Source organism: Sphingomonas sp. S6 (assembly GCF_043498045.1).
Taxonomy (GTDB): domain Bacteria; phylum Pseudomonadota; class Alphaproteobacteria; order Sphingomonadales; family Sphingomonadaceae; genus Sphingomonas.
Genome location: NZ_JBIEOE010000002.1, coordinates 1 through 18,611, shown reverse-complemented (window position 1 = coordinate 18,611; position 18,611 = coordinate 1). Strand labels below are relative to the sequence as shown.

The 18,611-nt window shown below is 68.9% G+C and carries 18 protein-coding genes; 11 read left to right on the top strand and 7 right to left on the bottom strand.

Going from position 1 to position 18,611, the window contains the following annotated elements; translation table 11 throughout:
* Window positions 1-32: 32 nt before the first annotated feature.
* On the bottom strand, window positions 33-431 hold the full coding sequence (locus tag ACGVWT_RS03255) for a glycine zipper 2TM domain-containing protein (protein ID WP_207771637.1): 399 nt from the start codon (window positions 429-431) through the stop codon (window positions 33-35).
* Window positions 432-494: 63 nt separating this feature from the next.
* A complete protein-coding gene (locus ACGVWT_RS03250) occupies window positions 495-947 on the bottom strand; it encodes a hypothetical protein (RefSeq protein ID WP_315460584.1) in 453 nt (150 codons plus the stop codon).
* Window positions 948-1,113: 166 nt separating this feature from the next.
* Here ACGVWT_RS03250 and ACGVWT_RS03245 point away from each other — a divergent pair, with 166 nt between their 5' ends.
* The 4 genes from ACGVWT_RS03245 (at window position 1,114) to gyrB (ending at window position 6,451) form a co-directional block, all read left to right on the top strand.
* The gene (locus tag ACGVWT_RS03245) at window positions 1,114-1,896 is read left to right on the top strand and encodes a Coq4 family protein (protein WP_315460585.1); all 783 of its coding nucleotides are present in this window, start codon (window positions 1,114-1,116) and stop codon (window positions 1,894-1,896) included.
* A 30-nt stretch (window positions 1,897-1,926) separates the two neighbouring features.
* Window positions 1,927-2,982 carry a DNA replication/repair protein RecF gene (recF, locus tag ACGVWT_RS03240; protein WP_315460586.1) on the top strand — a complete coding sequence of 352 codons (1,056 nt, stop codon included), beginning with the start codon at window positions 1,927-1,929 and terminating at the stop codon, window positions 2,980-2,982.
* A gap of 115 nt (window positions 2,983-3,097) precedes the next feature.
* On the top strand, window positions 3,098-3,865 hold the full coding sequence (locus ACGVWT_RS03235; RefSeq protein WP_116461373.1) for an OmpA family protein: 768 nt from the start codon (window positions 3,098-3,100) through the stop codon (window positions 3,863-3,865).
* Between the two features lie 90 nt (window positions 3,866-3,955).
* The gene (gene gyrB / locus ACGVWT_RS03230; protein ID WP_315460587.1) at window positions 3,956-6,451 is read left to right on the top strand and encodes a DNA topoisomerase (ATP-hydrolyzing) subunit B; all 2,496 of its coding nucleotides are present in this window, start codon (window positions 3,956-3,958) and stop codon (window positions 6,449-6,451) included.
* Between the two features lie 113 nt (window positions 6,452-6,564).
* On the opposite strand, the gene ACGVWT_RS03225 is transcribed toward gyrB, so the two are convergent.
* The gene (locus ACGVWT_RS03225) at window positions 6,565-7,461 is read right to left on the bottom strand and encodes a LysR substrate-binding domain-containing protein (RefSeq protein WP_315460588.1); all 897 of its coding nucleotides are present in this window, start codon (window positions 7,459-7,461) and stop codon (window positions 6,565-6,567) included.
* Window positions 7,462-7,529: 68 nt separating this feature from the next.
* Between ACGVWT_RS03225 and ACGVWT_RS03220 the strand changes: the two genes are divergently transcribed.
* Genes ACGVWT_RS03220 through mmsB form a run of 4 tightly spaced genes read left to right on the top strand, consistent with a single transcriptional unit; the run spans window position 7,530 to window position 11,625 of the window.
* Entirely contained in the window at window positions 7,530-9,026 is a 1,497-nt protein-coding gene (locus ACGVWT_RS03220) for a CoA-acylating methylmalonate-semialdehyde dehydrogenase (protein ID WP_315460589.1), read from the top strand.
* Between the two features lie 7 nt (window positions 9,027-9,033).
* On the top strand, window positions 9,034-9,567 hold the full coding sequence (locus ACGVWT_RS03215) for a hypothetical protein (RefSeq protein ID WP_315460590.1): 534 nt from the start codon (window positions 9,034-9,036) through the stop codon (window positions 9,565-9,567).
* Between the two features lie 7 nt (window positions 9,568-9,574).
* Window positions 9,575-10,720 carry an acyl-CoA dehydrogenase family protein gene (locus ACGVWT_RS03210; RefSeq protein WP_315460591.1) on the top strand — a complete coding sequence of 382 codons (1,146 nt, stop codon included), beginning with the start codon at window positions 9,575-9,577 and terminating at the stop codon, window positions 10,718-10,720.
* On the top strand, window positions 10,633-11,625 hold the full coding sequence (mmsB, locus tag ACGVWT_RS03205) for a 3-hydroxyisobutyrate dehydrogenase (RefSeq protein ID WP_315461013.1): 993 nt from the start codon (window positions 10,633-10,635) through the stop codon (window positions 11,623-11,625). Before ACGVWT_RS03210 ends, mmsB begins: the two co-directional genes overlap by 88 nt.
* Here the strand turns inward: mmsB and ACGVWT_RS03200 are convergent.
* Window positions 11,612-12,541, bottom strand: coding sequence for a DUF4886 domain-containing protein (locus ACGVWT_RS03200; RefSeq protein ID WP_315460592.1), 930 nt, complete (start codon window positions 12,539-12,541; stop codon window positions 11,612-11,614). The genes mmsB and ACGVWT_RS03200 overlap by 14 nt on opposite strands.
* A 105-nt stretch (window positions 12,542-12,646) precedes the next feature.
* Here ACGVWT_RS03200 and ACGVWT_RS03195 point away from each other — a divergent pair, with 105 nt between their 5' ends.
* Genes ACGVWT_RS03195 through ACGVWT_RS03185 form a run of 3 tightly spaced genes read left to right on the top strand, consistent with a single transcriptional unit; the run spans window position 12,647 to window position 15,602 of the window.
* Window positions 12,647-13,741: an 8-amino-7-oxononanoate synthase gene (locus ACGVWT_RS03195; RefSeq protein WP_315460593.1), complete on the top strand. Its 1,095-nt coding sequence runs from the start codon at window positions 12,647-12,649 to the stop codon at window positions 13,739-13,741.
* Window positions 13,738-14,355, top strand: a complete 618-nt coding sequence (bioD, locus tag ACGVWT_RS03190) for a dethiobiotin synthase (RefSeq protein WP_315460594.1) — start codon at window positions 13,738-13,740, stop codon at window positions 14,353-14,355. Before ACGVWT_RS03195 ends, bioD begins: the two co-directional genes overlap by 4 nt.
* Window positions 14,352-15,602 (top strand): adenosylmethionine--8-amino-7-oxononanoate transaminase, encoded by a 1,251-nt coding sequence (locus ACGVWT_RS03185; RefSeq protein WP_315460595.1) that lies wholly within the window; start codon window positions 14,352-14,354, stop codon window positions 15,600-15,602. Before bioD ends, ACGVWT_RS03185 begins: the two co-directional genes overlap by 4 nt.
* 320 nt (window positions 15,603-15,922) lie before the next feature.
* Here ACGVWT_RS03185 and ACGVWT_RS03180 read toward each other — a convergent pair whose 3' ends face one another.
* Genes ACGVWT_RS03180 through ACGVWT_RS03170 form a run of 3 tightly spaced genes read right to left on the bottom strand, consistent with a single transcriptional unit; the run spans window position 15,923 to window position 18,485 of the window.
* Window positions 15,923-16,864 (bottom strand): Gfo/Idh/MocA family protein, encoded by a 942-nt coding sequence (locus tag ACGVWT_RS03180; protein WP_315460596.1) that lies wholly within the window; start codon window positions 16,862-16,864, stop codon window positions 15,923-15,925.
* Window positions 16,861-17,850, bottom strand: a complete 990-nt coding sequence (gene araD1 / locus ACGVWT_RS03175; RefSeq protein ID WP_315460597.1) for an AraD1 family protein — start codon at window positions 17,848-17,850, stop codon at window positions 16,861-16,863. Before araD1 ends, ACGVWT_RS03180 begins: the two co-directional genes overlap by 4 nt.
* Window positions 17,847-18,485 (bottom strand): 2-dehydro-3-deoxy-6-phosphogalactonate aldolase, encoded by a 639-nt coding sequence (locus ACGVWT_RS03170; protein WP_315460598.1) that lies wholly within the window; start codon window positions 18,483-18,485, stop codon window positions 17,847-17,849. The genes araD1 and ACGVWT_RS03170 overlap by 4 nt, the downstream gene beginning before the upstream one ends.
* Window positions 18,486-18,611: the final 126 nt, after the last annotated feature.

Here is an 18,611-nt window from a genome sequence, read left to right as displayed (position 1 = left end):
AGGCCGCCCTTTGCCGTCACAGCCGCCGTGGATCAGCGGCAGCGCACGTTGTTCCGGTCAACCGACTGGCCAATCGCCGCACCGGCCGCACCGCCGAGCAACGCACCGAGCAGGCCCGATCCACCCGGTGCGATCGCCGCGCCCAGCGTACCGCCAGCTGCCGCGCCGACGATCAGGCCGGTCGTGCCATCGGTCCGGCGGCAGTAATAGCGGCCATCCTGACCGCGGTAGATGCGATCGTTCGACGACAGGCGGCGTTCGCGATAGCGCGCATTGTCGACATAATAGCGATCGGCATAATAGCCGTTATAGCTCGGATCGACCCGGTCATAGTCATAGGCCGAATAGCTCCGATAGCGATCGTCGCCATAGGTCGCACATCCCGCCAGCGTCGTCGCCGCCGCCATTACCGCCAAAATCGCTGTCCGCATTGCATCCTCCTGTTCCCCGCAGTGAAGCCAGAATGTCCCGGCCCACCGAAAGGTTTCACTCGATCAGGCCGCTCCGGTCGCTTCGCTGAAGCCGCTGCCACGATCGGCGACCAGTGTGGGGGCCGGGCCGGTGGCGGGGCGCAGTGCCTCTTTCTCATCCTCGGTCGGTACCGCGGTGGGATCGGGACGGAAGGGTTCGGCCGCCCGGCTGTCGTTACCGGGGTGCGTGTCGCCCATCAGATCGGTCGGCACATGCTCGGCCGCAGGATTGCCGGCGCGCTCGGTAAAGTGCTTTTCGGTTTCCGCCATACCGACCGGCGCCGCCGCCATCGTCGCAGGCCGCGGCGCGATCGGACTGGTGGTGCTGTCGCCCGGCACGGCGCCTACGCCGTCGTCGTCATTGGACGCCGCACGCCGTGCCCCTACCTTCGGGCCGATCAGCGCCGTACCGGCGGTCCAGGCCGCCGCGCCCACTGCGAAGGCCCCGAGGCCAAAGCCGATCTTCTTGTAATCCATGGCATATCGTCCCGTCGTTGCTCGCAATTCCGAACCCCACCAACCACAGGCTGCGACCCGTTGTTCCGATCGATGTGCGATCGGCCGCATCATCGGTGCGGCAACCGCTTGCCAAGCCACGACTTCCGCGTCATGCTGACATCATTGTCAGTAAAGGAATCGGTCCATGGCCAAGCTTCCTCCCCTCCCCGGCACGACCGGCCGCCGCGACTGGCGCACCGCCTTCGGCGCGTTGCGCAAGCTGCTCGCCAATGGCGATGACACCAGCCAAGTGTTCCGCATCATGCGTTCGCTGAACGTCGGCGACACGGCAGAGGCCTATGCCCGGCTGATCGCGACCCCCGAGGGCGGCCGCATGGCCTATGAGCGGGTCGAGCTGGCGCGCCGCTTTGCGGACCGCGACTGGGTGAACGGCTTCGCGCCCGGCACGGTGGGCGCCGCCTATCGCGAATTCCTCGACACCACCGGCTATTCCGCCGACGGGCTGGTCGAGGTCAGCCGGCTCGATCCCTCCGAAACCGACGTCATCCATCCTTATGCCTGGATGGGGCGGCGCACGCGCGACGTTCATGACATCTGGCACGTCCTCACCGGCTACAAGGCCGATGAGACGATGGGCGAGGCCTGTCTCGTCGCCTTCTCCTACGCGCAGACGCGGGGCCTCGGCTGGGCGTTCATCGCCACCGGCGCGGCGCTGAAGTCGATCCGCGAGACCGGCGGCACCTTGCTCGCGAAGGCGGTGCGCGAAGGCTATCGCAACGGCAAACGCGCCGCGTGGCTGCTGGGTGAGGATTATGAGGCATTGATGCACGAACCGCTCGACGCGGCGCGCGTGCGGCTCGGGATCGCCGATCCGGTGATCTACCGCCATGCGCAGGTCGCGCTGGGGCCACAGCTCGCCTCCTACGCCTCCACGCAAAAGGCACGGGCGCAAGCCGCGCTCGCCTAAGCGCTTCAGAACCTGCTAGGCGCGACCGCGATGCTGTCGCGCCTGATCCTCACCGATTTCCGCAACCATGCGGAGCTGGTGCTGGCGCCCGCACCCGGCTTCGTCGTGCTGACCGGCGAGAATGGCGCGGGCAAGACCAACGTGCTGGAGGCGGTATCGCTGCTCTCGCCCGGCCGTGGCCTGCGCCGCGCGGCGCTATCGGCGATGCAGCGGCAGGATGGGCCGGGCGGCTTCGGTATCGCGGCGACGCTGGCGCTGCCCGATGGCGCGGTCGAGATTGCGACCGGCACGCTGGCGGCGACGCCCGAACGGCGCCAGTTGCGCATCCAAGGCGCCGCCGCGACCGCCAATACGCTGGCCGAATGGCTGACCGTCCTGTGGCTGACCCCCGCGATGGACCGGCTGTTCGTCGAGCCGGCGGGCGAGCGCCGCCGTTTCCTCGACCGGCTGACGCTGGCGCTGGTGCCGGCGCATGCGCAACACGCCGCACGCTACGAAGCCGCGATGCGCGCACGCACCCGGCTGCTGACCGCGGACGAGCCGGCCGACCCGCAATGGCTGTCCGCGCTCGAGGCGCAGATGGCGCAGCATGGCGCGGCACTCGACGCCGCGCGGCGTGAGACGGTGGCGGCACTCGGCGAGCGGCTGGCGGAACAGCCCGACGGGCCGTTCGCCCGCGCGGCGCTGCTGCTGGAGGGGTGGGGCGGCACCGCCGATGAGCTGCTTGCCGATCTGCGACACGGCCGGGCACGCGATGCGGCGGCCGGCCGCGCGCTCGCCGGGCCCCATCGCGCCGACCTTGCCGTGACACACCTTGGCAAGGGGCAGGCCGCGGCGCTTGCCTCTACCGGCGAACAGAAGGCGCTGCTGCTCGGCATCGTCCTCGCCCATGCCGAACTGGTCGCCAGCCGCACCGGCCATGCGCCGATCCTGCTGCTCGACGAGGTGGCGGCCCACCTCGACCCCCTTCGCCGTGCCGCGCTATTCGATCGGCTCGCGGGCCATGGGCAGGTGTGGATGACCGGCACGGAGCCGGCGCTGTTCGCCGCGATCGGCGCGGATGCGACGCGCATCGCGCTCGGCTGAGCGGTCGCGGAGGCGCACGCGCGGCTGAACCCCGGCTGTCGGAGCGGCTCACGGAACGTTCAAGCCACATCGGCCATTCGGCTCGCCATCGGGCGTGGGGCCAATGGAGATTATCATGAGCAAATCCATCATCATCGCCGCCATGCTGGCAGCCGGGATCGCCACCCCGGCGCTGGCGCAGGATCGCTGGGACTGGAGCGGCGGCCGGCCGGGCGATCGCCCCTATCGCCTGATTGGCGCGGGCGTGCAGGGCCTGATCCCCGAATTGCGCGACACGCCCCGCGGCCGCGCGTTCGTGATGCGCAATTTCGACCGCAATCGTGACGGCCGCGTCTCGCCCGCCGAGGCTGCCGACGCCAACAGCGCCTTCCTGCGGATCGCCGGCCCGCGTCGCGACCGCTTCGACTGGGATGCGCGCGACCGGACCGTGGTGGTCGAGACGCGCGAGGTGCTCGCCCCAGGCTGGGATCGCCGCGCGATGCACGATTACGGCTTCCGCCAGACGCCGCGCGGCGCGACGCTGACGCTGTCCGAAGATGTGCTGTTCGCGACCGACAGCGACCGTCTGCGCCCCGGCGCGATCGAGAAGCTGCGCCCCCTCGCGCGCTATCTGCGGGACAATCCGGGCGTGCGCGTCGCGATCGACGGCTACACTGATTCGCGCGGCACCGATGCCCACAACCAGGATCTGTCGGAACGCCGCGCCGCCAGCGTCCGCGCCGCCTTCGACGCGATGGGCGTGACGCGTGCGCGCTTCAGCGTCGTCGGCCATGGCGAGCGCGACCCCGTCGCGACCAACGCCACCGCTGCCGGCATGCGCCAGAACCGCCGCGTCGAAGTGACGCTGCTCGGCCGCCGCGCGACGGAATTCGCCCGGTATTGATCCCAATCATTCCTCCCTCGCTTGAGCGGGGGAGGACTTGGAAGCCCCATTTCGCTTTCGTTACAGCCTTCCCGCCCCTATATCGGCACGATGGCAGAACCCCAGAATGCGAACGAATACGGCGCCTCGTCGATCAAGGTGCTGAAGGGCCTCGACGCGGTGCGCAAGCGGCCGGGCATGTATATCGGCGACACCGACGATGGATCGGGCCTCCACCACATGGTGTTCGAGGTTAGCGACAATGCGATCGACGAAGCACTCGCCGGCCACTGCGACCGGATTGATATCCAGCTGAACGCCGACGGATCGGTCAGCGTGACCGACAACGGCCGCGGCATCCCGACCGGCATCCATCCCGAAGAGGGCGTATCGGCGGCCGAGGTCATCATGACCCAGCTGCACGCCGGCGGTAAGTTCGAAAACACCAGCGACGACAACGCCTATAAGGTGTCGGGCGGCCTGCACGGCGTCGGCGTCTCGGTCGTGAACGCACTGTCCGAATTTCTCGACCTCACCATCTGGCGCGATGGCGAGGAGCATTACATGCGCTTCGCGCACGGCGACGCGGTCGCACCGCTGAAGGTCGTCGGCCCGTCGGAGGGCAAGAAGGGCACGCGGGTCACCTTCCTGCCCTCGCCCGCCACGTTCAAGATCACCGAATTCGACTTCGACAAGCTCGAGCACCGCTATCGCGAGCTCGCCTTCCTCAATTCGGGCGTGCGCCTGTTCCTCACCGACGCGCGGCATGACGAGCCGAAGACGGTGGAGCTCTATTACGAAGGCGGCATCGCCGCATTCGTGAAGTGGCTGGACCGCGCCAAGACACCGCTTTTCCCCGAACCGATCGCGATCAACGGCCAGCGCGACGCGATCGGCATGGACGTGGCGCTCGAGTGGAACGACAGCTATTACGAGAACGTCCTCGCCTTCACGAACAACATCCCCCAGCGCGACGGCGGCACGCACATCGCGGCCTTCCGCGCGGCGCTGACCCGCACGCTCAACAATTACGCAGAAAAGTCGGGCCTTCTCAAAAAGGAGAAGGTGACGCTGACCGGCGACGACATGCGTGAGGGCCTGACCGCGATCGTATCGGTCAAGCTGCCCGACCCCAAGTTCAGCAGCCAGACGAAGGACAAGCTGGTCAGCTCGGAAGTGCGCCAGCCGCTCGAATCGCTGATGGCGGACAAGCTTGCGGAATGGCTCGAGGAAAATCCGGCGCACGGCCGTTCGATCGTCGGCAAGATCATCGACGCCGCCGCCGCACGCGAGGCGGCGAAGCGCGCGCGTGAACTTACCCGCCGCAAGGGCGTGATGGATATCGCCAGCCTGCCCGGCAAGCTCGCCGACTGCCAGGAGAAGGACCCCGCCAAGTCCGAACTGTTCCTCGTCGAGGGCGATTCGGCGGGTGGATCGGCGAAGCAGGGCCGCGACCGCCATTTCCAGGCGATCCTTCCCCTGCGCGGCAAGATCCTCAATACGGAGCGTGCGCGTTTCGACCGGATGATCTCCTCGAAGGAAATCGGCACGCTGATCCAGGCGATGGGCACCGGCATCGGCCGCGACGACTTCAACGCGGACAAGCTGCGTTACCACAAGATCGTCATCATGACCGACGCAGACGTCGACGGCGCGCATATCCGCACGCTGCTGCTGACCTTCTTCTACCGCCAGATGCCCGAGTTGATCGAGCGCGGGCACCTCTTCATCGCGCAGCCGCCGCTGTACAAGGCGACGCGCGGCCGTTCGGAAGTGTATCTGAAGGACGATGCCGCGCTCGACGATTATCTGGTCGAGGCGGGCGCGTCGTCGATGGTGTTCGAGGCGCCGGGCGGCCCGCGTTCGGGTGCCGACCTCAAGCATCTCGTCGACCATGCCCGCCGCATGCGCACGCTGATGCGCTACGTGCCGCGCCGCTACGACGCCGGTATCATCGAGGTGCTGGCGCTCGCCGGTGCGCTCGACCCGACCTTCACTCGAGATCAGCGCGCGGCGACCGTCGCCGAAGTGACGCGCCGGCTCGACGCGGGCGACGAAGAAGCCAAGTGGACCGCGCGGCTGACCGAGGACGGCGGCATCCACTTCGAACGGCTGTGGCGCGGCGTCACCGACCACCACATCGTCGAGGCGACGTTCATCGCCAGCGCCGAGGCGCGCAAGCTCCATGGGCTGGCAGCCGAGCAGGCGGAGAGCTTCGCCCATGCCGGCAAGCTGATCCCCGCCAAGGGTGCCGCCGCCGTGGAGGCGGACCCCGTCGCGGACGGAGACGGCCAGATAGGCAGTGTCAACACCACCGTCGGCCGCGGCGAAAGCCTGGTCGCGCGGCCGTCGCAGCTGCTCGAGGCGATCCTGGCCGCGGGCCGCAAGGGCCTCGCGATCCAGCGCTACAAGGGGCTGGGCGAGATGAACGCGGAACAGCTGTGGGAAACCACGCTCGATCCCGCCAACCGTACGATGCTGCGCGTCACCAGCGACGACGTGTCGGCCGCCGACATGATCTTCACCCAGCTAATGGGCGAAGTCGTGGAGCCGCGCCGCGAGTTCATTCAGGACAACGCGCTGAACGTCGCCAATCTGGACGTCTGATTTAGTCATCCCGGCGCATGCCGGGATCCATGGACACGGGCGACTGGCGTCAGCGTACTGCCATCCGCCTCACCCCTTCCATGGATCCCGGCGTTCGCCGGGATGACGAGGTGCTATACGAACCGTCCCCGCTGCGCCGCGACCAGTACAGTCAACCACTCGCGGAACGCCCGTACCCGCTTCGCGCCGCGCGTGTCCTGGTGCGTCACCAGCCAGAACGACCGGCGGATCGTCCGCTCCGGCAGCACGCGCCTGAGCGACTTGTCCGCATCGCCGATGAAGCGCGGCAGCACCCCCAGCCCCGCCCCCGCGGCGATCAGCCGATATTGGCCGTTGATGCTGGAGCTGCGGATGCGCGGGGACAGCCCTTCCTCGATCTCGGCGAGATAGCGCAATTCAGGCGCGTATAGCAGGTCGGGAACGTAGCCGACCAGCGGATGGTCGCGCACTGCCGCCGCGACCGTCGGGAGCGCGTGGCGCGCCGCATACAGCTCGCCGGCATACAGCCCCAATGTATAATCGGTCAGCTTGCTGCTGACGAGCGGCCCAGTCTGCGGCCGGGCGAGCAGGATCGCGACGTCCGCCTCGCGCCGCGACGGATTGAGGAAACCGCTCGACGCGACGAGATCGATCGTCAGGTCGGGATGGCGCGCGGTGAAATCGGGCAAGTGATGCGCCACGAACCACGTACCGAACCCCTCCGATACGCTCACCCGCAGCACGCCCGACAGGCGGTCGGGATCGTCGTCGGTCGGCACGATCCCCGCCGCCGCCTGCCCCATGGCTTCCACCGCGACCAGCAGCGCTTCCCCCGCCGCAGTTAGTACCTGCCCCTCGCGCGATTGCTCGAACAACGTCTGGCCGAGTGCGCCCTCCAGGCGTCGCAGGTGCCGCGCCAGCGTCGTCGCATCCACCCCCGCCGCAGCCGCCGCGCGCGCGATCTGCCCCGCACGGGCGACGCGCAAGAAATCCTGAAGGTCGTCCCAGCGCGGCTGCATAATTGCAGCCATCGATCGCATTTTACGCCCTTGCCTGCAATCCTGCGTAGGCCGATCCTAGGCACAAACGGAGAGGCATCATGCGCGACATCGACCATTTCATCGTCGGCCATGCCGGCGGCGTTGCCAACCGCCATGGCGACGTGTTCGACCCCAATAGCGGCCAGGTCCAGGCCCGCGTCGTCCTTGGCGAACAGGCCGATCTCGATCGCGCCATCGCCGCCGCGCAAAAGGCGCAGCCCGGCTGGGCCGCGACCAACCCGCAGCGCCGTGCCCGCGTGATGTTCCGCTTCAAGGAACTGGTCGAGGCGAACATGGATGCGCTCGCCCACCTGCTCAGCTCCGAACACGGCAAGGTCATCGCCGATGCCAAGGGCGACATTCAGCGCGGCCTGGAGGTCATCGAGTTCTGCTGCGGCATCCCGCACGTCCTGAAGGGCGAGTACACGCAGGGCGCCGGCCCCGGCATCGACGTCTATTCGATGCGCCAGCCGCTGGGCATCGGCGCCGGCATCACGCCGTTCAATTTCCCGGCGATGATCCCGATGTGGATGTTCGGCGTCGCGATCGCGTGCGGCAACGCCTTCATTCTGAAGCCCAGCGAGCGCGATCCGTCGGTGCCCGTCCGCCTCGCCGAACTGATGCTGGAAGCGGGGGCGCCCGAAGGAATCCTGCAGGTCGTCCACGGTGACAAGACGATGGTCGACGCGATCCTCGATCATCCGGCGATCAGCGCCGTCAGCTTCGTCGGCTCCTCCGACATCGCCCATTACGTTTACCGCCGCGGTGTCGAGGCGGGCAAGCGCGTCCAGGCGATGGGTGGCGCCAAGAACCACGGCATCGTCATGCCCGACGCCGATCTCGATCAGGTCGTCGCCGATCTGTCGGGCGCCGCCTTCGGCTCGGCGGGTGAGCGCTGCATGGCACTGCCGGTCGTGGTGCCGGTCGGCGACAAGACCGCCGACGCCCTGCGCGCCAAGCTGATCCCGGCAATCGAGGCCCTGCGCGTCGGCGTCTCGACCGATGCAGAGGCGCATTACGGCCCGGTCGTGAACGCCGCGCACAAGCAGCGGGTCGAAAACTGGATCCAGACCGGCGTCGACGAAGGCGCGGAACTGGTCGTCGACGGCCGCGGCTTCACCCTGCAGGGCCATGAAGACGGCTTCTTCGTCGGCCCGACGCTGTTCGACCGCGTCACGCCCGACATGTCGGCGTATAAGGAGGAAATCTTCGGCCCCGTCCTTCAGATCGTCCGCGCGGCGAGCTTCGAGGATGCGGTACGCCTGCCGAGCGAGCACCAGTACGGCAACGGCGTCGCGATCTTCACCCGCAACGGCCATGCCGCGCGCGAATTCGCCGCGCGCGTCAATGTCGGCATGGTCGGCATCAACGTGCCGATCCCCGTGCCCGTCGCCTATCATACCTTCGGCGGCTGGAAGCGCAGCGCCTTCGGCGACACCAACCAGCATGGCATGGAGGGCGTCAAATTCTGGACCAAGGTCAAGACGGTGACGCAGCGTTGGCCCGATGGAGCGGTCGAGGGCGGCAATGCGTTCGTCATTCCTACCATGGGATGATCCGAACATGCGCACGACACTGATCCTCGCCACCGCGCTAAGTCTCGCCGCCTGTTCGGGCGGCGAGAGCCTCGACAATCAGTCGGGCGGCAGCGCCGCGGTCGAGCCGACGCCGTCCAACCTGACCGACGATCCGCAGAACATGGTCGTGCCGCTCGAGGCGCCGGGCAATCAGGCGGCGCCCGCACCGGTACCGCTGCCCACCGCATCACCCGTGGCGCTGACCGCGATCCCGCAAGGGTTCCAGGGCCGCTGGGGCGTCAACACGGGCGATTGCGACCCGTCGACCGGCGCCGACAAGGGCAAGCTGACGATCGCCGGCAATAGGCTGTCCTTCTTCGAATCGCGCGGCACCGCCACCACGATCACGCGCACCCAGGCCGACCAGATCGCCTTCGACCTGCCGATGAGCGGCGAGGGCATGACGTGGAGCGAACCCACCACGCTCACCCTGCTCGACAACGGCAAGACGCTGGTTCGCGTGGTGAAAAGCCCCGCAGATCGTGCCACCACCGACCGCTACAGCCGCTGCCCGGCCTAGGACCATCATGACCGACCAGTTCGACCTGACCGCAGACCAGCGCGAGATCCAGGATCTCGCGCGCCGCTTTACCGCCGATCGGATCACGCCGTTCGCGGCGGAATGGGACGAGACGCACCATTACCCCGTCGACGTCTGGAAGGCGGCGGGCGATCTCGGCTTCGGATCGATCTACGTCAGCGAGGAATCGGGCGGCATCGCGCTCGGGCGGCTGGAGGCGGCGCTGATCATGGAGGCGATGGCCTATGGCTGTCCCGCCACCAGCGCGTTCATCTCGATCCACAATATGGCGGCGTGGATGATCGACCGCTTCGGTTCGGCCGAACTGAAGGCGCGGTTCCTTCCCGATCTCGTCAGCATGGACAAGATCGCCAGCTATTGCCTGACCGAGCCGGGTTCAGGCTCCGATGCCGCGGCGCTGAAGACGACCGCCCGCCGCGATGGCGACGACTTCATCCTCAACGGCACAAAACAGTTCATCTCGGGCGCCGGCTATAACGACGTCTATGTCGTCATGGTCCGAACGGGCGAGGAAAAGAGCCGCGGGATCAGCGCGCTCGTCGTCGAGAAGGACACGCCCGGCCTGTCGTTCGGCGCGCCCGAGAAGAAGCTCGGCTGGAATGCCTCGCCGACCGCGCAGGTGATCTTCGAGGATGCCCGCGTCCCCGCCGCCAATCTGGTCGGCGGCGAGGGCGAAGGGTTCCGGATCGCCATGGCGGGCCTCGATGGCGGCCGGCTCAACATCGGTGCCTGCTCGCTGGGCGGCGCGCAGCGCTGCCTCGACGAGGCGATCCGCTACACCAAGGAGCGCCAGCAGTTCGGCCAGCCGGTCGCGGAGTTCCAGAACACGCAGTTCACGCTCGCCGACATGGCGACGGACCTCGAAGCCGCTCGCGCGCTGCTCTATCTCGCTGCCGCCAAGGTGACCGCCAACGCCCCCGACAAGTCGCGCTTCTCGGCGATGGCCAAGCGGCTGGCGACCGACAACGGCTCGGCAATCGTCGACGCGGGGCTGCAGCTCCACGGCGGCTACGGCTACCTCAAGGACTATCCGATCGAGCGCTTCTGGCGCGACCTGCGCGTCCATTCGATCCTGGAGGGGACCAATCAGGTCATGCGCATGATCGTCGGCCGCGACCTGCTGCGGCAGTAAGACCGCAGAATCGAACGTTTAGGAGAGCATCAATGGCACGCGTCGCCTTCATCGGCCTGGGCAACATGGGCGGCGGCATGGCCGCGAACCTTGCGAAGGCGGGGCACGACGTTCGCGCCTTCGATCTCAGCCAGGATGCGCTCGACAAGGCGAAGGCCGCGGGCTGCCTGCCTGTCGCCAGCGCGGCGGAAGCGATCGAGGGTGCCGAGGCGATCGTGACGATGCTGCCCGCCGGCAGCCATGTCGAGGGCGTCTACAAGGATGCGGTCTTCGGGCGGGCGCAGCCGTCGGCGATCCTGATCGACTGTTCGACGATCGACGTCGCCACCGCGCGCCGCGTTGCCGAAGCCGCAGCGGCCCAGGGGCTGACGGCGGTCGACGCCCCCGTGTCCGGCGGGATCGCGGCGGCGAATGGCGGCACGCTCACCTTCATGGTCGGCGGCAGCGCCGAAGGGTTCGATCGCGCGCAGCCGTATCTGGCGCAGATGGGCAAGGCGGTGATCCACGCCGGTGCCAGCGGATCGGGCCAGGCGGCCAAGATGGCGAACAACATGCTCCTCGGCGCGACGATGATCGCGACGTGCGAGGCGTTCCGCCTGGCCGAACGGCTCGGCCTCGATGCGCAGACCTTCTACGACATTTCGTCGGTCAGTTCGGGACAGAGCTGGTCGATGACCAGCTATTGCCCGGTCCCCGGCGTCGGGCCCGAGACGCCCGCCGATCGCGACTATCAGGGCGGGTTTGCCGCGGCGCTGATGCTGAAGGACCTGCGCCTCGCGATGCAGGCGGCGGCGGAGGCCGGCGCGGCGACCCCGCTCGGCGCGCACGCAGCACAGCTTTACGAGGCGTTCGTCGCCGATGGCCACGGCGGCACGGACTTTTCCGGCATCATCAAGACGCTGTAATCCTGTCCGCCCGATCGCGCAGCTGTTCATGCGCTACGCGCTGCAGCGACGCGGCGAGATCGGGCGACAGACCTAGTTCGTCCGCCGCCCTCTCGCCGCGGCCCAGGCTGCGCGGATCGACGCCGGTCACCGCGCCGAAGACGGTCAGCGCCTCAAGGTAATAGCCGGCAGTGCTGGCGTGATATTGATCGTACGACCACAGGTTCGCCTGGCCGAAGGCGATGCCGTCATAGGGGTTGGGATCGGCGATGCCGAGCGCGAAGGCGCGGTTCCATGCCTGCCCCACCGGTACGACGCCCGCGACCCAGGGATGCGATCGGCGGGCGCGATCGGCGGCGCGGCGCAGGTCGTCGGCCATCGCCGCGATCGGCCGGCCATACCAGCGGCCCGCGGTCAGGTACGTCAGGTCGGCGCGGCTCCACGTCGCGGTCAGATGGACGCGCACCGCCGGATTGCGCGCCCGGAAGAACGTGCCGAGCAGGCCCACCGCGCGGATATAGGCCGCAGGATCGCCCGGCCGATCGCGGTCGAGCGTGCTATATTCCTGCAGGACCACCGCATCCCACGGCCGATCGAACAGCTGGCGCCGCTGGTCGTAGTGGAAGGTCAGGCTCTGTCCGCCCTGCGTTTCCAGGCTGACGGCATAGTTGAGGCCGGATTCGTCGGCGAATTCCTTGAACAGCGCCGGGACACCGCCATAGCCCTCGCGGTTGAGATCGGTGACGCGGTGCGCGTGCCAGTTGCGCACCGCCGAATGCGCGCCCTGGGTGAAGCTGTTGCCGAGGAACAGGATCGTCCGCGGCGGCGCGGCGACGGCGATCTGTTGCACCCCACCCTTCGCATCGGCCGCCGCCGTGTGACTCGCCAAGGCCATGGCCAGCATCGTCGCCAGCAGCCGCATCCTTGTCATCATCATCCACCCTGCCGTGACATTGCCCGCCGCCTACCGGATCGCTGCCCCCGAAGGCCAGCCCTGTCGTCGCGGACTGGAACGGGACGGGCGAGTTGCTAAGGCGGCGCGATGCTGGACTTCTATCGTGACGATCTGTCCCGACTCGATGGCGCCGGACGATTGCGCCGGCTGCGCGGGCGGACGGGGCACGACTTCACCTCGAACGACTATCTCGGCATCGCCCAGTCGGCGCGGCTGCGGGACGCCGTGGCGGCAGCGCTCGACCGCGGCGTGGCGGTGGGATCGGGCGGATCGCGGCTGTTGCGCGGCAACGATCCGGAACATGAGGCGCTGGAGGCGGAGGCGGCGGCGTATTTCGGCAGCGAGACGGCGCTGTTCTTCGCCAACGGCTATGCGGCCAACATGGCGGCGCTGGCGACCTTGCCGCAGCGGGGCGATATCGTCCTGCACGACGCACTGATCCACGCCAGCGCGCATGACGGCATGCGGCTGGGCCGGGCACCCGTCCGGTCGGTGGCGCACAATGACGTGGGCGCGTTCGAGGATGCGATCCGGGCGTGGCGTGCCGATGGTGGGACGGGCGTGCCGTGGATCGTCGTGGAAAGCGTGTACGGCATGGACGGCGACCGCGCGCCGCTCGCCGAACTCGCCGCGCTGGCCGACCGGCACGGTGCGATGCTGATGATCGACGAGGCACATGCGACGGGCGTGTTCGGCGCAGGCGGGCGCGGGCTGGCGGCCGACCTTCATGGCCGCGAGAATGTCGTCAGCCTGCACACCTGCGGCAAGGCGCTGGGCGCGGAGGGCGGGCTGCTGTGCCTGCCCGGCGTGCTGCGCGACTTTCTGGTCAATCGCGGGCGGGGCTTCATCTTTTCGACCGCGCCGTCGCCGTTAATGGCGGCCGCGGTGCGCGAGGGGCTGCGGATGATCGCCGACGAGCCCGAACGGCAGGCGCGGCTGTGGGCGCTGGTCGCGCTGGCCGAAGCGGCACTGGGCTTTGCGACGGGATCGCAGATTCTGCCCGTCATCGTCGGCGACGACGGCGCGGCGGTGGAGCGCGCCGCACGGCTGCAGGCCGCGGGATATGACGTGCGCGCGATCCGGCCACCAACGGTGCCGGTGGGCACGGCACGGCTGCGGCTGTCGATCACGACGCAGGTCGACGCGGCGGCGATTACGGGACTGACGGAGGCTTTGCGATGACCGATACGATCGTGGTGACGGGGACGGATACCGATGTCGGCAAGACGGTGTTCGCCGCCGCGCTCGCCGCCGCGCTGGGTGCGACCTATTGGAAGCCGGTGCAGGCGGGCGTTGCGGACGGCACCGATGAAGGCACGGTGCAGCGGCTGGGCGTCACCCGCGTGCTGCCCGAAGCGTATCGGCTGGTGACGCCCTGTTCGCCGCATCGCGCCGCTGCGATCGACGGCGTGACGATCGATGCGGATCGGCTGACGCTGCCCGCGGTATCCGGCCCGCTGGTGGTCGAGGGCGCCGGCGGTGCGCTGGTGCCATTGACCGACGATCTGCTCTACGCCGACCTGTTTGCGCGCTGGCGCGCGCCGGTGGTGCTGGTGGCGCGCACGCAGCTCGGCACGATCAATCACAGCCTGCTGAGCCTGGAGGCGTTGCGCGCCCGCGGCGTGCCGGTGCTGGGCGTCGCCTTCAACGGCCCGCCCGAGCCCGACAGCGAAGCGACGATCGCGCGCATCGGGAAGGTGAAGCGGCTGGGGCGGCTCGACCGGGTGGAGCATCTCGATGCCGCCAGCCTGGCCGCCGCCTTTGCCGCCGGGTTCGATGTGGAGGATTTCCAGTGAGCTCGTCGATCTGGCACCCCTTCACGCAGCATGGCCTGCGCGAGCCGATCCCGGTGGTCGCGCGGTCGGAGGGCGCGGCGCTCTACACCGTCGACGGACGGCGGATCGTCGATGCCATTTCCAGCTGGTGGGTGACGACGCATGGTCACCGCGAGCCGCGGATCATGACGGCGATCGCCGAGCAGGCGGGAAAGCTCGACCAGATCATCTTCGCCGGCTGGAGCCACGAGCCGGCCGAGGCGGTGGCGGCGGGCCTCAGGCGGATGATGCCGGCTGAGCTGACGCGGGTGTTTTTTTCCGATTCCGGATCGACCGCGGTCGAAGTGGCGCTGAAGATGGCGCTGGGCTTCTGGCTCCATCGCGGTGAGGACCGGCACCGTATCCTGGTGCTGGAGCATGGCTATCACGGCGACACGATCGGCACGATGTCGGTCGGCGCGCGGGGGGCGTTCAACCGGGCGTACGAGCCGCTGTTGTTCGACGTGGAGACGATCCCCTTCCCCGGTGCCGGCGCGGAGCAAGCGACGCTGGATGCGCTGGAGGCGGCATGCCGCGCCGGGCCGGCGGCGCTGATCGTCGAGCCGCTGATCGTCGGCGCGGGCGGCATGCTGATCTATCCGCCCTGGGTGCTGACCGAGATGCGGCGCATTTGCGCGAGGCACGACGTGCTGTTCATCGCCGACGAGGTGATGACCGGCTGGGGTCGGACGGGCACGCTGCTGGCCTGCGAACAGGCCGATGTCGTGCCCGATATCCTATGCCTGTCGAAGGGGCTGACCGGCGGCGCGGTGCCGCTGGCGGTGACGATGGCGCGCGAGGACATCTATCAGGCGCATTATTCCGACGACCGCGCGAAGATGTTTTTCCATTCGTCGAGCTACACCGCCAATCCGATCGCCTGCGCCGCGGCGGCGGCGAACATCGCGATCTGGGAAGACGAACCGGTGCTGGCGCGGGTCACAGACCTTGCGGCGCGGCAGGCGGAGCGGCTGGCGGCGTTGGAGGGCGTGCGGAATGCGCGCGCGCTGGGGACGATCGCGGCGGTCGACCTGGGGACCGAGGCGGCGGCCTATCTGTCGACGCTGGGGCCGCGATTGCTGGCGTTCTTCCGAGAGCGCGACCTGTTGCTGCGGCCGCTGGGGAATACGGTGTACGTGATGCCGCCCTATTGCATCGAGGATGCCGATCTGGACGCGATCTATGCCGCGATCGGAGATGCGGCGACGACGGTTGCGCGGCGAACATAGACAACATGAACACCTTGGCGGAAACGATTGGGGGGCTATCGTTTCGGTTTTTGCGATGATGAGACAGAGCGCGGATTGAGGGTGGCCGCGTAACAGGCGCGCGGCATGTAGGACAGAGGGGCGGTTTCGGGCTTCCGTGTCAGTCGGTTAGGCACCAGCCCGTCCAATATCCCTTCGTCACCCCGGACTTGGTCCGGGGTCCACTTGTCGGCACGGGAACGGCAGGAGGCTCCAGCCACCCCCCTCGCCGCGGAGTGGACCCCGGAACGAGTCCGGGGTGACGGGAGGGGTGGCGCGGCGGCGTGCCCCGATCGGAGTGGTTATTCGACGAACGCCTCCACCATGTTGCGTTTGCCGCGCAGGAAGGCGTCGGCGACGTGGCGCAGGGGGGCGATGTCGACGTCGCTCTGCCCCGACGCGACCAGTTCGGCGAAGCGGCGGTAGAGGCCGGCGTATTCGCCGTGAAGCGCCGCCGCCGTCGTCGGCGAGCTGCCGTCCGGCAGGATCAGGCGCGCACCGCCGTCGTGGAGCGTCAGCGTGCCCGTGTCCGTCTTGACGACGATGTCCCAGCTTTGCGGGCCTTGCTGGCGGAAGTCGAAGTCGGCGGCGATGGGCAGGCCGGCGTCGTCGGTAAAGGCAATGCGCGCCGCGATCGGCGAGTCGCGGTTTTCGGGGTAATCCAGCTCCGCCTCGGTGACGAAGAACGGGCGGGGCAGGATGCGGGTGACGATCGAGAGGGCATTGATGCCGGGATCGAACACGCCGAAGCCGCCCGCGTCGAGGATCCATGCCTGGCCGGGGTGCCAGACGCGAATGTCCTCGCGCCACGTCACCGTCACCCGGTCGATCCGCGCATCGGCGAGCGCGGCGCGAGCGGGTTCGACGCCGGGGGCGTAGCGCGAATGCCAGCTGGCGAAGAGGGTGACGCCCGCCGCTTGCGCCGCTGCTTCGAGGGTGGCGACCTCTGCCAGCGTCGCGCCGGGTGGCTTTTCGAGGAAGACGTGCCAGCCGGCCTGGATCGCCTGCATCGCAATGGTGTGGCGGACCTGCGGCGGCGTGCAGAGCGCGACGGCGTCGATCCCCTGCCCGCTCGCGATCAGATCGGCGATGTCGTGGAAATGCGGCACGCCCTCGACGCCTTCGCCGTTGCGGCTGACGGTCGCGGCAAGCGCGATGGCGGATTCGCCGGCGATGGCGGGGACATGCTGGTCGTGGGCGATCTTGCCCATGCCGATCAGCGCGAGGCGGATCGGGGCGCTCACAGCGGCTTCACCATGACGGTGTCGGCCGGCGCGGTGGCAAGGGCGTTGCGCAGGGGCAGCGTGAAGGGTGCCGCCTCGATTTCGAAGATGTCGCCGTCCTGCGTCTGGACGCCGTCCGCGCACGACAGCGTCGCGGTGCCGAAGAAGTGGACGTGGATGTCACCCGGCCGGCGGAAGGCGGCATATTTGAAGTGATGGTGTTCGAGGTTGGCGAGACTGTGCGACATGTTGGCTTCGCCGGTGAGGAACGGCTTTTCCCACAGCGTAGCGCCATCGCGGACGATGCGGCTGGTGCCGCGAATGTCGGCCGGCGGCGTGCCCAATAGCAGTTCCGCGCCCAGCGATGCCTGGCGCAGCTTCGAATGGGCCAGCCACAGGTAATTGTGGCGTTCGGTGACGTGATCGCTGAATTCGTTGGCGAGCGCGATCCCCAGGCGGAACGGCGTGCCGTCGTCGCCGATCAGATAGATGCCGGCGAGTTCGGGCTCCTCGCCGCCGTCCTGTGCGAAGGCGGGCGAGGCGAAGGCGGCTTCGGGCGCGACGAGGCCCTGGCCGTCGCCCTTGTAGAACCATTCGGGCTGCGCGCCGATCGCGCCGGCCGCCGGGCGGCCGCCCTCCATGCCTTCGAGGAACAGACGCATCGAATCGGTCTGTTTCCCTTCCGCGGCGGCCTTGTGCATCGCGTCGCGGCCGGCGGCGGAGCCCAGGTGGGTGAGGCCGGTGCCTGCCAGCATCAGCCGGGCGCTATCGGGGTGGTCGATCGCGGGGAGCAGTTCGCCCGCCTCCAGCGCGGCGGTGAGGTCGACTGCCTCGACTGAGCGGCGGGCGCAGGCGGCGTCGAGCAGGCTGACGCCCTCGGCGATCGCGGCCTGCGCCAGCTCGCGGGTGGTGGCGACGCCGGTCAGGACATGCGCGGCCTCTTCGGCGAGGATCACGCGGCGGGTGCCGTCGGGCAGGCGCTGTTGGAGCAGGCGAGCAGCAGTCATGCGAGATCCTTTGCGGCTTGGACGAACGCCGCGGCATCGCGCGCGACGTCGGCGGCGGACTTGCCGGCGCGGTAGAGGTTGGAGCCGAGCCCGAAGCCGTCCGCGCCCGCAGCGTGCCATTGCGGCATCGTGTCGGGGGTGATGCCACCGACCGCGAGCACCTTGGTCGCCTTGGGCAGGACGGCGCGCTGGGCCTTCAGGAAGGCGGGCGCGGCGCCTTCCGCCGGGAAGAGCTTCAGGCCGTGCGCGCCGGCAGCGAGCGCGGCAAAGGCTTCGCTGGGGGTGAAATAGCCCGGGAGCGAGATGAGGCCGCGCGCCACCGAGGCGCGGATGACGGCGGGGTCGGTGTTGGGCGAGACGATGAGGGCGCCGCCCGCGTCGGCGACGGCGGCGACGTCCTGCGGGCTGAGGACGGTGCCCGCGCCGACGATCGCGCGGCCGGCATAGCGCTTGGCCAGGGCGGCGATGCTGGCGAGCGGGTCGGGCGAGTTGAGCGGAACTTCGAGCAGGGTGAAGCCGGCATCGACCAATACGTCGCCGACCGGAGCGGCTTCGTCAGGGGTGAGGCCGCGGAGGACCGCGACGAGCGGGCAGGCGGCGAAGGCTTCGGCGAAGCGGTTGGCGGGGTCGGTCATGCTTGGGGCTCCGGGTGGGATGCGGGGCGGTTGCCTGTCCTCACCGTCACCCCGGCCTTGAGCCGGGGTCCCGCTTGTCTCACCATCGCCTGGATGAAGCGGGACCCCGGCTCAAGGCCGGGGTGA

Coding starts and splice junctions, on each gene's coding strand:
- ACGVWT_RS03200 (WP_315460592.1), bottom strand. CDS start 12,541: ATGATGATGACAAGGATGCGGCTGCTGGCGACGATGCTGGCCATGGCC.
- araD1 (WP_315460597.1), bottom strand. CDS start 17,850: ATGACTGCTGCTCGCCTGCTCCAACAGCGCCTGCCCGACGGCACCCGC.
- ACGVWT_RS03220 (WP_315460589.1), top strand. CDS start 7,530: ATGCGCGACATCGACCATTTCATCGTCGGCCATGCCGGCGGCGTTGCC.
- ACGVWT_RS03195 (WP_315460593.1), top strand. CDS start 12,647: ATGCTGGACTTCTATCGTGACGATCTGTCCCGACTCGATGGCGCCGGA.
- ACGVWT_RS03210 (WP_315460591.1), top strand. CDS start 9,575: ATGACCGACCAGTTCGACCTGACCGCAGACCAGCGCGAGATCCAGGAT.
- ACGVWT_RS03225 (WP_315460588.1), bottom strand. CDS start 7,461: ATGGCTGCAATTATGCAGCCGCGCTGGGACGACCTTCAGGATTTCTTG.
- ACGVWT_RS03245 (WP_315460585.1), top strand. CDS start 1,114: ATGGCCAAGCTTCCTCCCCTCCCCGGCACGACCGGCCGCCGCGACTGG.
- ACGVWT_RS03235 (WP_116461373.1), top strand. CDS start 3,098: ATGAGCAAATCCATCATCATCGCCGCCATGCTGGCAGCCGGGATCGCC.
- ACGVWT_RS03250 (WP_315460584.1), bottom strand. CDS start 947: ATGGATTACAAGAAGATCGGCTTTGGCCTCGGGGCCTTCGCAGTGGGC.
- recF (WP_315460586.1), top strand. CDS start 1,927: ATGCTGTCGCGCCTGATCCTCACCGATTTCCGCAACCATGCGGAGCTG.
- ACGVWT_RS03255 (WP_207771637.1), bottom strand. CDS start 431: ATGCGGACAGCGATTTTGGCGGTAATGGCGGCGGCGACGACGCTGGCG.
- ACGVWT_RS03170 (WP_315460598.1), bottom strand. CDS start 18,485: ATGACCGACCCCGCCAACCGCTTCGCCGAAGCCTTCGCCGCCTGCCCG.
- ACGVWT_RS03215 (WP_315460590.1), top strand. CDS start 9,034: ATGCGCACGACACTGATCCTCGCCACCGCGCTAAGTCTCGCCGCCTGT.
- gyrB (WP_315460587.1), top strand. CDS start 3,956: ATGGCAGAACCCCAGAATGCGAACGAATACGGCGCCTCGTCGATCAAG.
- bioD (WP_315460594.1), top strand. CDS start 13,738: ATGACCGATACGATCGTGGTGACGGGGACGGATACCGATGTCGGCAAG.